General features: G+C 64.1%; 11 protein-coding genes. 9 read left to right on the top strand and 2 right to left on the bottom strand.

Translation table 11 applies throughout. From position 1 onward, the window contains the following. Positions 1–39 precede the first annotated feature (39 nt). The 3 genes from rplQ to bfr all read left to right on the top strand — a co-directional run bounded on the left by rplQ (position 40) and on the right by bfr (position 2,670). Entirely contained in the window at positions 40–426 is a 387-nt protein-coding gene (gene rplQ / locus DN387_RS24540) for a 50S ribosomal protein L17 (protein ID WP_002555463.1), read from the top strand. A gap of 175 nt (positions 427–601) precedes the next feature. After that, positions 602–2,050 (top strand): catalase, encoded by a 1,449-nt coding sequence (locus DN387_RS24535; RefSeq protein WP_043861922.1) that lies wholly within the window; start codon positions 602–604, stop codon positions 2,048–2,050. Between the two features lie 155 nt (positions 2,051–2,205). Continuing rightward, complete coding sequence (bfr, locus tag DN387_RS24530) at positions 2,206–2,670, top strand: bacterioferritin (protein ID WP_043861921.1); 465 nt, start codon at positions 2,206–2,208, stop codon at positions 2,668–2,670. A 99-nt stretch (positions 2,671–2,769) separates the two neighbouring features. Here the strand turns inward: bfr and uvrA are convergent, their stop codons facing one another. Further along, entirely contained in the window at positions 2,770–5,604 is a 2,835-nt protein-coding gene (gene uvrA, locus DN387_RS24525) for an excinuclease ABC subunit UvrA (RefSeq protein WP_043861920.1), read from the bottom strand. Between the two features lie 129 nt (positions 5,605–5,733). Here uvrA and DN387_RS24520 point away from each other — a divergent pair, with 129 nt between their 5' ends. Both DN387_RS24520 and DN387_RS24515 read left to right on the top strand, forming a co-directional pair. After that, positions 5,734–7,128, top strand: coding sequence for an MFS transporter (locus DN387_RS24520; RefSeq protein WP_054916437.1), 1,395 nt, complete (start codon positions 5,734–5,736; stop codon positions 7,126–7,128). Positions 7,129–7,137: 9 nt separating this feature from the next. Then, on the top strand, positions 7,138–7,653 hold the full coding sequence (locus DN387_RS24515; protein WP_043861918.1) for a single-stranded DNA-binding protein: 516 nt from the start codon (positions 7,138–7,140) through the stop codon (positions 7,651–7,653). A 174-nt stretch (positions 7,654–7,827) separates the two neighbouring features. Here DN387_RS24515 and DN387_RS24510 read toward each other — a convergent pair whose 3' ends face one another. After that, the gene (locus tag DN387_RS24510) at positions 7,828–8,400 is read right to left on the bottom strand and encodes a hypothetical protein (RefSeq protein WP_052504272.1); all 573 of its coding nucleotides are present in this window, start codon (positions 8,398–8,400) and stop codon (positions 7,828–7,830) included. A gap of 193 nt (positions 8,401–8,593) precedes the next feature. Between DN387_RS24510 and fdnG the strand changes: the two genes are divergently transcribed. From fdnG to fdhE, 4 genes are read left to right on the top strand one after another with little or no spacing between them, the layout of a single operon-like run. Then, a complete protein-coding gene (gene fdnG / locus DN387_RS24505; protein ID WP_156326250.1) occupies positions 8,594–11,659 on the top strand; it encodes a formate dehydrogenase-N subunit alpha in 3,066 nt (1,021 codons plus the stop codon). After that, on the top strand, positions 11,659–12,606 hold the full coding sequence (gene fdxH / locus DN387_RS24500; protein ID WP_043861915.1) for a formate dehydrogenase subunit beta: 948 nt from the start codon (positions 11,659–11,661) through the stop codon (positions 12,604–12,606). Before fdnG ends, fdxH begins: the two co-directional genes overlap by 1 nt. Next, complete coding sequence (locus DN387_RS24495; protein WP_054916434.1) at positions 12,603–13,256, top strand: formate dehydrogenase subunit gamma; 654 nt, start codon at positions 12,603–12,605, stop codon at positions 13,254–13,256. Before fdxH ends, DN387_RS24495 begins: the two co-directional genes overlap by 4 nt. Further along, positions 13,253–14,173, top strand: a complete 921-nt coding sequence (fdhE, locus tag DN387_RS24490) for a formate dehydrogenase accessory protein FdhE (protein WP_054916433.1) — start codon at positions 13,253–13,255, stop codon at positions 14,171–14,173. The genes DN387_RS24495 and fdhE overlap by 4 nt, the downstream gene beginning before the upstream one ends. Positions 14,174–14,204: the final 31 nt, after the last annotated feature.

Genomic DNA, 14,204 nt, shown 5'->3' with positions numbered 1-14,204 from the left:
CGTAATCACCGAACGTAGTGTTTGGTAAGGAATGAACCCATGCGTCATCGTAAAAGTGGACGTCACCTGAGCCGTACCAGCTCTCACCGTAAGGCCATGTTCCAGAACATGGCGGTGTCGCTGTTCGAGCACGAGCTGATCAAAACTACTCTGCCAAAAGCCAAGGAACTGCGCCGCGTTGCCGAGCCGCTGATCACCCTGGCCAAGGAAGACAGCGTTGCTAACCGTCGTCTGGCTTTCGACCGTACCCGTTCGAAAGAAATCGTCGGTAAGCTGTTCAACGATCTGGGCAAGCGCTATGCCACCCGTCAGGGCGGCTACCTGCGTATCCTCAAGTGCGGTTTCCGCGCTGGCGATAACGCACCTATGGCGTACGTCGAGCTGGTTGATCGTCCTGTTGGTGGCTCGGTTGAAGCTGCTGAGTAAGGCGAACAGTCTGTAACAAGGAACCGGGCCCAGTGCCCGGTTTTTTGTTTCTGCATGAATTGAAATAATCTATTGATCTCAGTCATGTAATGAATTTGATGGTGTCATGTTCCTGGTCGATACTTCTGCCTACGCCGATTAGCCGGCCGCAAAAGTCTGATTAAGGAGAGAGTGCATGAGCCAGAACAAAACGCTGACCACCGCCAGTGGCGCGCCGGTCGCCGACAACCAGAACTCGCGTTCGGCAGGCCCGCGGGGTCCGTTGTTGCTGGAAGACTTCCACCTGATTGAAAAGCTTGCGCACTTCAACCGCGAGAACATCCCTGAGCGCCGTGTACACGCCAAGGGGTCGGGTGCCTATGGCACGTTTACCGTCAGCCGCGATATCACCCAGTACACCTGCGCCAAGCTGTTCAGCAGCGTCGGCAAGCAGACCGAGACCTTCCTGCGTTTCTCCACCGTGGGTGGCGAGCGGGGTTCGGCCGATACCGAGCGTGACCCTCGGGGTTTTGCACTCAAGTTCTACACCGAGGAAGGCAACTGGGACATCGTGGGCAACAACACGCCGGTGTTCTTCATCCGTGATCCGTTGAAGTTCCCGGACTTCATCCACACCCAGAAGCGCCTGCCTCAAAGCAACCTGAAAAGCCCGCAGATGATGTGGGACTTCTGGTCGCATTCGCCCGAATCGCTGCACCAGGTCACCATCCTGTTTTCCGACCGCGGCATCCCGGACGGTTACCGTCACATGCACGGTTTCGGCAGCCACACCTACAGCCTGATCAACGCACAGGGCCAGCGTACCTGGGTCAAGTGGCACTTCAAGACCAAGCAGGGCATCAAGAACCTGGCGCCTGCCGAGGCGGCCCGCCTGGCTGGTACCGACCCGGATTACGCCCAGCGCGACCTGTTCGAAGCAATCGAGCGCGGTGACTTCCCGAAATGGAGCGTGTGCATCCAGGTCATGAGCGAAGCCGAGGCCGCCAGCCGTGCCGAGAACCCGTTCGACGTGACCAAGACCTGGTCGCAGAAGGACTATCCGCTGATCGAGGTGGGCGAACTGGAGCTCAACCGCAACCCGCTCAACTACTTTGCCGAAGTCGAGCAGGCCGCGTTCGGCCCCAGCAACATGATCCCCGGTGTGGGGCTGTCGCCAGACCGCATGCTGCAGGGCCGCGTATTCGCCTACGCAGACGCTCACCGTTACCGTGTGGGTACCAACCACCAGCAACTGCCGGTAAACGCCCCACGCAGCCCGGTGAACAGCTACCAGCGCGATGGTTCGATGGCCTTTGGCAGCAACGGCGGCGCGGCGCCCAACTACGAGCCCAACAGCTACGCCGACGCACCCAAGCAGGCCCCGCAGTACGCTGAGCCTGCACTGGCCCTCGGTGGCGCAGCAGACCGTTACGATCATCGTGAAGACACCGACTACTACAGTCACGCCGGTGCGCTGTTCCGCCTGATGAACGATGAGCAGAAGGCCCTGCTGATCGCCAACATCGCCGGCACCATGGCCAGCGTCTCGCGCGATGTCGTGGAGCGTCAGCTGCAGCACTTCTTCAAGGCCGATCCGGCCTACGGAGGGGGAATCGCAAAGGCATTGGGTCTCAATCTGGCCTAAGTCGAAGTGATAAGAAGAACCGCCCTCATCTGGGCGGTTTTTCAATGCAATTGACTACTGTTTACCCACTTTTTTAGCGGTTTTAGCGCAATTTGCAGTGACCTTACAGTCATCCTGGTTCAAACTATGGCTTTCACACAGGGAGAGTCAGGGCAATGCAAGGTCACCCGGACGTAATCGATTATCTCAACACGTTGCTGACGGGCGAACTGGCGGCACGTGACCAATACTTCATCCACTCGCGCATGTACGAAGACTGGGGCTTCAGCAAGCTCTACGAGCGTATCAACCACGAGATGGAAGAAGAGGCACAACACGCCGACGCCCTGATGCGCCGCATTCTCATGCTCGAAGGCACCCCGCGCATGCGCCCGGACGACCTGGACATCGGTACCACCGTGCCCGAGATGATCGCCGCCGACCTGCGCCTTGAGTACAAGGTGCGCGCTGCGCTGTGCAAAGGCATCGAGCTGTGCGAGCTGCACAAGGACTACGTCAGCCGTGACATCCTGCGCGTGCAGTTGGCCGACACCGAAGAAGATCACACCTACTGGCTGGAGAAGCAGCAGGGTCTGATCAAGTCGCTGGGCCTGGAGAACTACCTGCAATCGCAGATGTAATCCGCCGCGCAACGAAAAAGGCCATCGGGGCGTACCCGATGGCCTTTTTTTGTGCCCGCATGCCGCTGTGCAGGAGCCGGCAAGGCAGGCTCCTGCAGTTCAGGCCCGGTCGCGCGCCAGCAGCGGCTTGAGGTAATACCCCGTGTGCGACTGCTTCATCTCGGCCAGCTCCTCCGGCGTGCCGCAGGCGATGATCTGTCCGCCCTTGGAGCCGCCTTCCGGCCCAAGGTCCACCAGCCAGTCGGCGGTCTTGATCACGTCCAGGTTGTGCTCGATCACTACCACGGTGTTGCCGTGGTCACGCAGGCGATGCAGCACGTCCAGCAGTTGCTGGATATCGGCAAAGTGCAGGCCAGTGGTCGGCTCATCGAGGATGTACAGCGTCTTGCCGGTATCGCGCTTGGACAGCTCGCGTGACAGCTTGACCCGCTGCGCCTCACCACCGGACAGCGTGGTCGCCGACTGGCCCAGCTTGATGTACGACAGGCCCACGTCCATCAGCGTCTGCAGTTTGCGCGCCAGTGCCGGCACCGCATCGAAGAACTCGCGGGCTTCCTCGATGGTCATTTCCAGCACCTCGTGGATGTTCTTGCCCTTGTACTTGATCTCCAGCGTTTCGCGGTTGTAGCGCTTGCTCTTGCACACGTCGCACGGCACGTAGATGTCGGGCAGGAAGTGCATCTCGACCTTGATCAGGCCATCGCCCTGGCACGCCTCGCAGCGCCCGCCCTTGACGTTGAACGAGAAACGCCCCGGCCCGTAGCCGCGCGAGCGCGACTCCGGCACGCCGCTGAACAGCTCGCGGATCGGCGTGAACAGCCCGGTGTAGGTCGCCGGGTTGGAGCGCGGTGTACGCCCGATCGGGCTCTGGTCGATATCCACCACCTTGTCCAGGTGCTGCAGGCCATCGCAGCTGTCGTGGGCCGCAGCTTCCAGCGTGCTGGCACCGTTGAGCGCGGTTGCCGCCAGTGGGAACAGGGTGTTGTTGATCAGCGTCGACTTGCCCGAACCGGACACGCCGGTCACGCAGGTCAGCAGGCCGATCGGGATCTCCAGGTCGACGTTCTGCAGGTTGTTGCCGCGTGCGCCCTTGAGCTTGAGCGACAGCTTCTTGTTGCGCGGGGTGCGCTTGGCCGGCACGGCGATCTTCACGCGGCCCGACAGGTACTTGCCGGTCAGCGAGTCCGGGTGCGCCATCACCTCGGCCGGGGTGCCCTCGGCCACGATCTGGCCGCCATGCACGCCCGCGCCCGGGCCGATATCCACCACGTAGTCGGCCATGCGGATGGCGTCCTCGTCGTGCTCCACCACGATCACCGTGTTGCCGATGTCGCGCAGGTGGTTGAGGGTGCCCAGCAGGCGATCGTTGTCGCGCTGGTGCAGGCCGATGGATGGCTCGTCGAGAATGTACATCACCCCCACCAGGCCGGCGCCGATCTGGCTGGCCAGGCGGATACGCTGGGCCTCGCCGCCCGACAGGGTATCGGCGCTGCGATCCAGCGTCAGGTAGTCCAGGCCCACGTTCACCAGAAACTGCAGGCGTTCGCAGATTTCCTTGAGGATCTTGTCGGCGATCTCGCCACGGCGCCCGGTCAGCTTGAGGCCGCCGAAGTAGTCGCTGGCATCGCCGATCGGCAGGTTGGTAACCGCTGGCAGGGTCTTCTCGCCAACCCACACATGGCGCGCCTCGCGGCGCAGGCGGGTGCCGCGGCAGTCGGGGCAGGGCTGGGTGCTGAGGAACTTGGCCAGCTCTTCACGCACGGTGGCCGATTCGGTCTCGCGGTAGCGCCGCTCCAGGTTCGGCACGATGCCCTCGAAGGGGTGCGAACGCTTGACGATATCGCCCCGGTCGTTGAGGTACTTGAAGTCGACGTTGTGCTTGCCACTGCCGTTCAGGATCACCTTCTGCTGGTCGGCCGGCAGCTCGTTGAACGGCACCTCCAGGCTGAACCCGTAATGCGCGGCCAGCGAGCCGAGCATCTGGAAGTAATACACATTGCGCCGGTCCCAGCCGCGAATCGCGCCCTCGGCCAGGGTCAGCTCGCCGTTGACCAGGCGCTTGATGTCGAAGAACTGCTTCACGCCCAGGCCGTCGCAGGTCGGGCAGGCGCCGGCCGGGTTGTTGAAGGAGAACAGCTTGGGCTCCAGCTCGCTGATCGCGTGGCCGCAGATCGGGCAGGCGAAGCGCGCCGAGAAGATCATCTCTTCACCCGGCTCGTCGTCCATCGGCGCCACCAGGGCGATGCCATCGGCCAGCTTAAGGGCCGTCTCGAACGATTCGGCCAGGCGCTGCTGCAGGTCGTCGCGCACCTTGAAGCGGTCGACCACCACATCGATGCTGTGCTTCTTCTGCTTGTCGAGCTTGGGCAACTCGTCCAGCTCGTACAGCTTGCCGTTGACCCGGGCGCGCACGAAGCCCTGGGCACGCAGCTCTTCGAACACCGCCAGGTGCTCGCCCTTGCGCTCGCGAATCACCGGAGCCAGCAGCATCAGCTTGCTGCCCTCGGGCTGGGCCAGCACCAGGTCGACCATCTGGCTGACAGTCTGGGCTTCGAGCGGGATGTCGTGGTCGGGGCAGCGTGGGGTGCCCACACGGGCATACAGCAGGCGCAGGTAATCGTAGATCTCGGTGATGGTGCCCACGGTCGAGCGCGGGTTGTGCGAGGTCGACTTCTGCTCGATCGAGATGGCCGGCGACAGCCCCTCGATGGTGTCGACGTCTGGCTTTTCCATCATCGACAGGAACTGGCGGGCATACGCCGACAGCGATTCCACGTAGCGGCGCTGGCCTTCGGCGTACAGGGTGTCGAACGCCAGCGATGACTTGCCGGACCCGGACAGACCGGTGATGACGATCAGTTTGTCCCGGGGCAGGGTCAGGTCGATGTTCTTAAGGTTGTGGGTACGTGCCCCACGTATCAGGATCTTGTCCACTGCGGCCTCGCTTGGCGGGCATAAACGGAGGAGTATACGGCGCGCTGCCACCACGCGGCAAAGCGTCGCGTATATGCCGTTAACCGATCCGACTGGTAGAATCGCCGCCGGTTCACACGAGGTTTATCCATGCACGATCCCCACAGCGAACGCATGAGCGGCAGCGAGACCCGCGCCGCAGGCGGCCTGGCCCTGGTGTTCGCCTTCCGTATGCTGGGCATGTTCATGGTGCTGCCGGTACTGGCCACCTATGGCATGGACCTGGCGGGCGCCACGCCGGCGCTCATCGGCCTGGCCATCGGTGCCTATGGCCTGACCCAGGCCGTGTTGCAGATTCCGTTCGGGGTCATTTCCGACCGCATCGGCCGTCGGCCGGTGATCTACCTGGGGCTGGTGATCTTTGCCCTGGGCAGTGTGCTGGCAGCGCAGGCCGACTCGATCTGGGGCGTGATCGCCGGGCGCATCCTGCAGGGTGCGGGCGCCATCTCCGCGGCAGTCATGGCGTTGCTCTCGGACCTCACCCGCGAACAGCACCGCACCAAGGCCATGGCCATGATCGGCATGAGCATCGGCCTGTCGTTCGCCGTGGCGATGGTCGTGGGGCCACTGGTAACGCGGGCCTTCGGCCTGTCGGGGTTGTTCCTGGCCACCGCGGCGATGGCGGTGGTGGGCATCGGCCTGATCGCCTTCGTGGTGCCGGCCTCCAACGGCCCGCTGGCGCACCGCGAGTCGGGCGTGGCCAAGCAGGCCCTGGGGCCGACCCTGCGTCACCCCGACCTGCTGCGCCTGGACGTCGGCATCTTCGTGCTGCACGCCATCCTCATGGCCAGCTTCGTCGCCTTGCCGCTGGCGTTCGTGGAGCGTGGCGGGTTGCCGAAAGAGGAGCACTGGTGGGTCTACCTCACCGCCTTGCTGGTTTCATTCTTCGCAATGATTCCGTTCATCATCTACGGTGAAAAAAAGCGCAAGATGAAACGTGTCCTGCTCGGCGCGGTCAGTGTGCTCATGCTCACAGAGCTGTTTTTCTGGGAGCTGGGCAACAGCCTGCAGTCACTGGTGATCGGCACGGTGATCTTCTTCACCGCCTTCAATCTGCTCGAAGCCTCGTTGCCTTCGCTGATCAGCAAGGTGTCGCCGGCCGGTGGCAAGGGCACGGCGATGGGGGTGTATTCCACCAGCCAGTTCCTGGGGGCGGCGCTGGGCGGGATCATGGGTGGCTGGTTGTTCCAGCATGGCGGCTTGAGCGTGGTTTTCCTGGGGTGCGCAGGCCTCTGTGCCCTTTGGTTGGCCATAGCTGTTACTATGCGCGAACCACCTTACGTGACGAGCCTGCGCTTGCCGTTGTCGCCAGAAGCGATGCGCGAAGCGGGCTTGACCGAGCGCCTCAAGGCCGTGCCGGGTGTGACCGACGCAGTGGTGGTGGCAGAGGAAGCCGCCATCTATATCAAACTGGATACACAAATTTTGGATCGTACGGCCCTGGAGCTGCTGGTAAACCCGGCGCCCGCGGCGTGCCAAGCCTAGGAGAACGTTATGGCCCGTGGGGTTAACAAAGTCATTTTGGTCGGCACTTGCGGCCAGGACCCTGAAGTTCGCCACCTGCCCAACGGCAACGCGGTGACCAACCTCAGCCTGGCCACCAGCGAGCAGTGGACCGACAAGCAGACCGGCCAGAAGGTCGAGCGTACCGAGTGGCACCGTGTTTCGATGTTCGGCAAGGTTGCCGAGATTGCCGGCGAGTACCTGCGCAAGGGTTCGCAGGTGTACATCGAGGGCAAGCTGCAGACCCGCGAGTGGGAAAAGGACGGCATCAAGCGTTACACCACCGAGATCATCGTCGACATGCAGGGCACCATGCAGCTGCTGGGTGGTCGTCCGCAAAACCAGGACGGTTCGCAGCAGGGTGGCAACAACTACAACCAGGCCCCGCGTCAGCAGGCGCCTCAGCAGCGTCCACAGCAGGCCCCTCAGCAGCGCCCTGCGCCGCAACAGCCTGCGCCGCAGCCGGCTGCCGACTTCGACAGCTTCGATGACGACATCCCGTTCTGAGCCCTGGCCAACGCCGCGCTTCAAGACAAACGCCCGATGCGCTGCATCGGGCGTTTTGCGTTCTGGGGAAACCTCGGTGGGCGGTGGCCCTGACACGCTTGCGATGTTCAGCGCACGTGCGGGCCTCGCGGTACCTCTAGCGGGCCGCCAGGAGGTGAAGCGGCCCGTGAGCACTCACGCCGCGGCCACGCCTTGGCCCACCAGCCCGGCCAGTGCATTGAGCATCGGTGCGCGATACTCCACGTCCTTCTCGTTCCAGTACACATGACCGGCTGGCAGGTCGACATTGAAGAAGCTTTCGTAGTAGCTGCCTGGCGCCGAATCCGAACGGTCGTTGCCGAACACCTTCAGGCGCACCGCACCCGCTTCAAGCCCGGTGTCCGCCTGGTGCAGCGCAATCACGCTGAAGCGCTCGCCGACCGCCCCGGGGCCATCGACCAGCTCGATTTCATACAGCTGTGCCAGCGCCTCGATGAACCGCTCGGTCTCCAGGCCCAGCGACGAGATCTCGAGCCCGTCGCTGTAGAAGTGCGCCTGTATCACGTTCATCTCGCCATCGAACCCCGGCTGCACGTCGCGTCGCAGCCGCGCCCGCACACCCACCGAGTGCCCGGCGAACGCGGCACGCAGGTCAAAGTGGTAGTGCACGTCATCCTGCATCAGGTGCTGCACCTGAAACACGCAGTCCACAAAACCTTCTTCGCCAAACTGCTCCAGCAGCGGCAACCCGTTCTTGTCCAATTGCATCATGCAGTCCCTTGGCGATGGTGGTCAGGCTGGCGATTATGCACCCGTTGCGCGCATCGATAATCCGTTTTAATGGTGCTTGGCCCGATCTTGGCTAGAGTGAATATTGACGACCACCCAGTGGCCGCCACCGTGACTGTTCACGAGACGCCGGCAATGCTCCGCGCGTCCACCACCTGATCAGGAGTGCACGATGGATCTCAACCGTCGGCAATTTTTCAAGGTCGCCGCCATCGGCCTTGGAGGTTCGAGCCTGGCGGCGCTGGGCATGGCCCCCGCGCCGGCCTTCGCCGAACAGATACGCCACTTCAAGCTGGCCCGCACCAAGGAAACCCGCAACACCTGCCCCTACTGCTCGGTCGGCTGCGGCCTGATCCTGTACAGCCAGGGCGATGCGGGCAAGAACGTGGCGCAGAGCATCATCCACGTCGAAGGCGACGCCGATCACCCGGTCAACCGCGGCACCCTGTGCCCCAAAGGTGCAGGCCTGCTGGACTTTATCCACAGCCCCAGCCGCCTGCAGTACCCGCAGGTGCGCAAGCCGGGCAGCAACGAGTGGACGCGCGTCAGCTGGGATGAGGCCATGGACCGAGTGGCCGAGCTGGTCAAGGCCGACCGCGACGCCAACTTCATCGAGAAGAACGCCCAGGGCCAGACCGTCAACCGCTGGCTCAGCACCGGGTTCCTCGCGGCCTCGGCGGCTTCCAGCGAAGCCGGCTACCTGACCCACAAGGTCATTCGCAGTTTGGGCATGCTGGGGTTCGACAACCAGGCGCGTGTCTGACACGGCCCGACGGTGGCAAGTCTTGCCCCGACGTACGGCCGTGGTGCCATGACCAATCACTGGACCGATATCGCCAACGCGAACCTGATCCTGGTGATGGGCGGCAACGCAGCAGAAGCGCACCCGTGCGGTTTCAAATGGGTGACCGAAGCCAAGGCGCACAACCAGGCGCGGCTGATCGTGGTCGACCCACGGTTTACCCGTACCGCCTCGGTGGCCGATTACTACGCGCCGATTCGCACCGGCAGCGACATCGCCTTCATGGGCGGCCTGATCAACTATCTGCTCAGCACTGACCAGATCCAGCACGAGTACGTGCGCAACTACACCGACGTGTCGTTCATCGTCAAAGCCGGCTTCGGCTTCGAGGACGGGCTGTTCAGTGGCTACGATGCGGCCAAGCGTACCTATGCCGACAAGTCCGGCTGGGGCTACGAACTGGGTGAAGACGGTTTCGCCAAGGTCGACCCGACCCTGCAGGACCCGCGCTGCGTCTACCAGCTGATGAAGCAGCACTACAGCCGCTACACCCCGGAGCTCGCCAGCATGACCTGCGGCATGCCCCAGGCCAGCATGCAGAAGATCTGGGAAGAGATCGCCACCTGCTCCACACCCGGCAAGACCATGACCATCCTCTATGCCCTGGGCTGGACCCAGCATTCGATCGGCGCGCAGATCATCCGCAGCGCGGCGATGGTGCAACTGCTGCTGGGCAACGTCGGCATGCCGGGTGGCGGGGTCAACGCCCTGCGCGGGCACTCCAACATCCAGGGCCTGACCGACCTGGGCCTGCTGTCCAACTCCTTGCCGGGCTACCTGACCCTGCCCGGTGATGCCGAGCAGGACTACGACGGCTACATCGCCAAACGCGCCCTCAAGCCGCTGCGCCCAGGGCAGCTGTCGTACTGGCAGAACTACGGCAAGTTCCACGTCAGTCTGATGAAGGCCTGGTATGGCGCCAACGCCACTGCCGAGAACCACTGGGGCTACGACTGGCTGCCCAAGCTCGACATCCCAGGCTACGACGTGCTCAAGATGTTCGACATGATGGGCAGGGGCGAGGTGCACGGCTACATGTGCCAGGGCTTCAACCCGATTGCTGCGCTGCCCGACAAGAACCGCGTCACTGCCGCGCTCAGCAAGCTCAAGTGGCTGGTGGTGATGGACCCGCTGGCCACCGAAACCTCGGAGTTCTGGCGCAACGCAGGGCCGTACAACGACGTCAGCACGGCCGACATCGCCACCGAGGTCATCCGCCTGCCCACCACCTGCTTCGCCGAGGAGGACGGTTCGCTGGTCAACAGCAGCCGCTGGCTGCAGTGGCACTGGAAGGGCGCCGACGGCCCGGGCGAAACCCGTACCGACGTGCGCATCATGAGCGACCTGTTCCTGCGCCTGCGTGAACGCTACCGCGCCGAGGGTGGCGCGTTTGCCGAACCGCTGCTCAACCTCAGCTGGCCGTACAAGGTCGCCGATGAACCCTCCCCCGAAGAGCTGGCCAGGGAGCTCAACGGCGTGGCCGTGACCGATCAGGTCGATGCCACCGGCGCCGCGCTCAAGGGCGGCCAGCAACTGTCGGGGTTCGCCCAGCTCAAGGACGATGGCAGTACCGCGTCCGGCTGCTGGATCTTCTGCGGCAGCTGGACCGAGCAGGGCAACCAGATGGCTCGGCGCGACAACAGCGACCCGTATGGCATGAAGCAGAACCTGGGCTGGGCCTGGGCCTGGCCGATGAACCGGCGAATCCTCTACAACCGTGCCTCGGCCACCCCGCAAGGCCAGCCCTGGGACCCGAAAAAACGCCTGGTATGGTGGAACGGCAAGGCCTGGACCGGCACCGACACCCCGGACTACAAGGCCGACGTGCCCCCCGAGGCGGGCATGAACCCGTTCATCATGAACCCCGAAGGGGTGGCCCGGTTCTTCGCCGTCGACAAGATGGCCGAAGGCCCGTTCCCCGAGCACTACGAACCCTTCGAGACGCCGATCGGGATCAACCCGCTGCACCCCACCAACAAGAAGGCCACCAGCAACCCGGCCGGACGCATCTTCGACTCGGTGTGGGACACCCTCGGCCAGGCCAAGGACTACCCCTACGCGGCCACCACCTACCGGCTGACCGAGCACTTTCACTTCTGGAGCAAGCATGCGCGCCTGAACGCCATCGCCCAGCCCGAGCAGTTCGTCGAGATCGGTGAAGTGCTGGCGCAGCAGAAGGGTATCCAGGCCGGCGACCGGGTGCGGGTGAGTTGCAAGCGTGGGCATATCGAGGCGGTGGCGGTCGTCACCAAGCGGATTCGTCCGCTGCAGGTCAACAACCAGACCGTGCACCAGGTCGGTATCCCGCTGCACTGGGGCTTCACCGGGCTGACGCGGCATGGCTACCTGACCAACACCCTGGTGCCGTTCCTCGGCGATGGCAATACACAGACCCCGGAATCGAAGTCGTTCCTGGTCAACGTGGAGAAGATCTGATGGCCAGCCAAGACATCATTGCCCGTTCGGCCACCACCACGCTGCCCCCCTCGGTGCGCCAGCAGGAGCAGGTCGCCAAGCTGATCGACACCACCAAGTGCATCGGCTGCAAGGCCTGCCAGGTGGCGTGTTCGGAATGGAACGAGCTGCGCGACGAGGTGGGTCACAACCACGGCACCTATGACAACCCGCAGGACCTCAGTGCTGAAAGCTGGACGCTGATGCGCTTCACCGAGCACGAGACCGCCGACGGCAACCTGGAGTGGCTGATCCGCAAGGACGGCTGCATGCACTGCGCCGACCCCGGCTGCCTCAAGGCCTGTCCCAGCCCGGGGGCGATCATCAAGCACGCCAACGGCATCGTCGACTTCAACCAGGACCACTGCATCGGCTGCGGCTACTGCATCACCGGCTGCCCGTTCAACATCCCGCGCATCTCGCAGAAGGATCACAAGGCCTACAAGTGCACCCTGTGTTCCGACCGCGTGGCCGTGGGGCTGGAGCCGGCCTGCGTGAAGACCTGTCCCACCGGCGCCATCGTGTTCGGCAGCAAGACCGACATGCAGGAGCACGCCGCCGAACGCATCGTCGACCTCAAGTCGCGGGGCTTCGAGCATGCCGGCCTGTACGACCCGGACGGCGTGGGTGGCACCCATGTGATGTACGTGCTGCACCACGCCGACACGCCGCGCGTGTACGCGGGGCTGCCCGACAACCCGGTGATCAGCCCGCTGGTCGGGCTATGGAAGGGCGTGAGCAAACCGCTGGCGCTGCTGGCCATGGGGGCGGCGGTGCTGGCCGGGTTCTTCCACTACGTGCGCATCGGCCCGCAGCGGGTCGAGGAAGAGGATGACGAGCATCCTGACACCAGCGTGCATCAGGTCGACCCGTCGGTGCATGTGTATGACCCGGGCAAGCCCACCGCACCAGGGGAGCAACGGCCATGAAGCACAAGCCGATACTGCGTTACACCGCCAACGAGCGCACCAACCACTGGCTGGTGGCGATCCTGTTCTTCATGGCGGCACTGTCGGGGCTGGCGCTGTTTCACCCGGCGCTGTTCTGGCTCAGCCACCTGTTCGGCGGCGGGCCGTGGACACGCGTCCTGCACCCGTTCATGGGCGTGCTGATGTTCGTGCTGTTCCTGGGGCTGGTGCTGCGCTTCTGGCGAGCCAACTTCATCACCGCCACCGACCGGCAGTGGCTGCGCCGGGTCGACCGGGTGATCCGCAACGAGGAGGAGGGCGTACCACCGGTGGGCAAGTACAACGCCGGGCAGAAGCTGCTGTTCTGGACCCTGCTGGCGTGCATGCTGGTGCTGCTGGTGAGTGGCGTGGTGATCTGGCGTGCCTACTTCAGCGCGTACTTCGGTATCGACACCATTCGCCTGGCCACCCTGCTGCATGCCCTGGCCGGCTTCGTGCTGGTGCTGAGCATCATCGTGCACATCTATGCCGGCATCTGGATCAAGGGCTCGGTCAGCGCCATGCTGCATGGCTGGGTCAGCCGCGCGTGGGCGCGCAAGCACCATGCGCTATGGTACCGGGAGGTCACTCGGGACGAGCGGCCCGACACGCACAAAGGAGCCAAGCCTTGAGTACCGTGATGGAACCCGATCAGATCCAGGCGTCGGCCAGTTCGCCGCCGTTTCTGCACCCGCCACCGCCCCAGCTGTTTGCGCTGCGTGCCGAACGCCTCGACCTGCTGGCCGAGGGGCATGCGCTGGGCGACTACCTGCGCTTCGTGGCCGGGTTGTGCCGCGTGCAGCAGGGGTTGCTGGACAACCCGCCGGCAGCGGCCATGCCCGACCCGCAGCGCCTGCAACTGTGCGTGACCCACGGCTTGGCGCCACTGGCCGCCGACAGCCTGGTGCGCGAGGGCGCCTGGCAGGGCTGGCTGGATGCCCTGTTGCAACGCTACGAGGCGTCTTCGCCGCTGGCGCATCAGGCCCAGATGCAATTGCGCGAGGCCGGGGCAGGGCAGCGCATGGTGTGGGCGCTGGCACTGCTGGGCGGGCAGTACAGCGCGGTGCCGGCGGCGCTGGTGCCGTTTCTGGGGGCCGCGCTGCAGGCGGCGTGGAGCCATTGGCTGCTGGCCATGCCCGGCGTCGAACTCAAGCCCGGCGACAGCCTGGGGCAGTGCCCGGCATGTGGTTCGCCGGCGATGGCGGGGGTAATCCGCCACCGCGGCAAGTACAACGGCCTGCGCTACCTGGTGTGTGCGTTGTGTGCCTGTGAATGGCATGCGGTGCGGGTCAAGTGCGTGTATTGCGAGCAAAGCAAGGGCTTGCAGTACTTCAGCCTGGAGGATGACCGCCATGTCGCCGGGCAGTCGCCGTTGCGGGCCGAATGCTGCCTCGAATGCCACAGTTACCTGAAGCTGGTCTACCTTGAAAGCGATGCGCAATCGGAGGCCCTGTCGGCAGACCTGGCCAGCCTGGCACTGGACATGCGCCTGGATCAGGAGGGGTACCAGCGCCTGGCGCCGAACCTGTTGCTGGCCCCGGGCCTGTAGGGCGGCCTTGCGCGAAGGGCGCACTACACTG

It is taken from the genome of Pseudomonas sp. FBF18, assembly GCF_024261405.1.
Classification (GTDB): Bacteria; Pseudomonadota; Gammaproteobacteria; order Pseudomonadales; family Pseudomonadaceae; genus Aquipseudomonas; species Aquipseudomonas palmensis.
This window is presented reverse-complemented; position numbering and strand designations above follow the sequence as displayed.

Excerpts from the sequence above, each read along its gene's own strand:
- rplQ (WP_002555463.1), top strand. The coding sequence starts at position 40 with ATGCGTCATCGTAAAAGTGGACGTCACCTGAGCCGTACCAGCTCTCAC.
- DN387_RS24535 (WP_043861922.1), top strand. The coding sequence starts at position 602 with ATGAGCCAGAACAAAACGCTGACCACCGCCAGTGGCGCGCCGGTCGCC.
- bfr (WP_043861921.1), top strand. The coding sequence starts at position 2,206 with ATGCAAGGTCACCCGGACGTAATCGATTATCTCAACACGTTGCTGACG.
- DN387_RS24520 (WP_054916437.1), top strand. The coding sequence starts at position 5,734 with ATGCACGATCCCCACAGCGAACGCATGAGCGGCAGCGAGACCCGCGCC.
- DN387_RS24515 (WP_043861918.1), top strand. The coding sequence starts at position 7,138 with ATGGCCCGTGGGGTTAACAAAGTCATTTTGGTCGGCACTTGCGGCCAG.
- DN387_RS24510 (WP_052504272.1), bottom strand. The coding sequence starts at position 8,400 with ATGCAATTGGACAAGAACGGGTTGCCGCTGCTGGAGCAGTTTGGCGAA.
- fdxH (WP_043861915.1), top strand. The coding sequence starts at position 11,659 with ATGGCCAGCCAAGACATCATTGCCCGTTCGGCCACCACCACGCTGCCC.
- DN387_RS24495 (WP_054916434.1), top strand. The coding sequence starts at position 12,603 with ATGAAGCACAAGCCGATACTGCGTTACACCGCCAACGAGCGCACCAAC.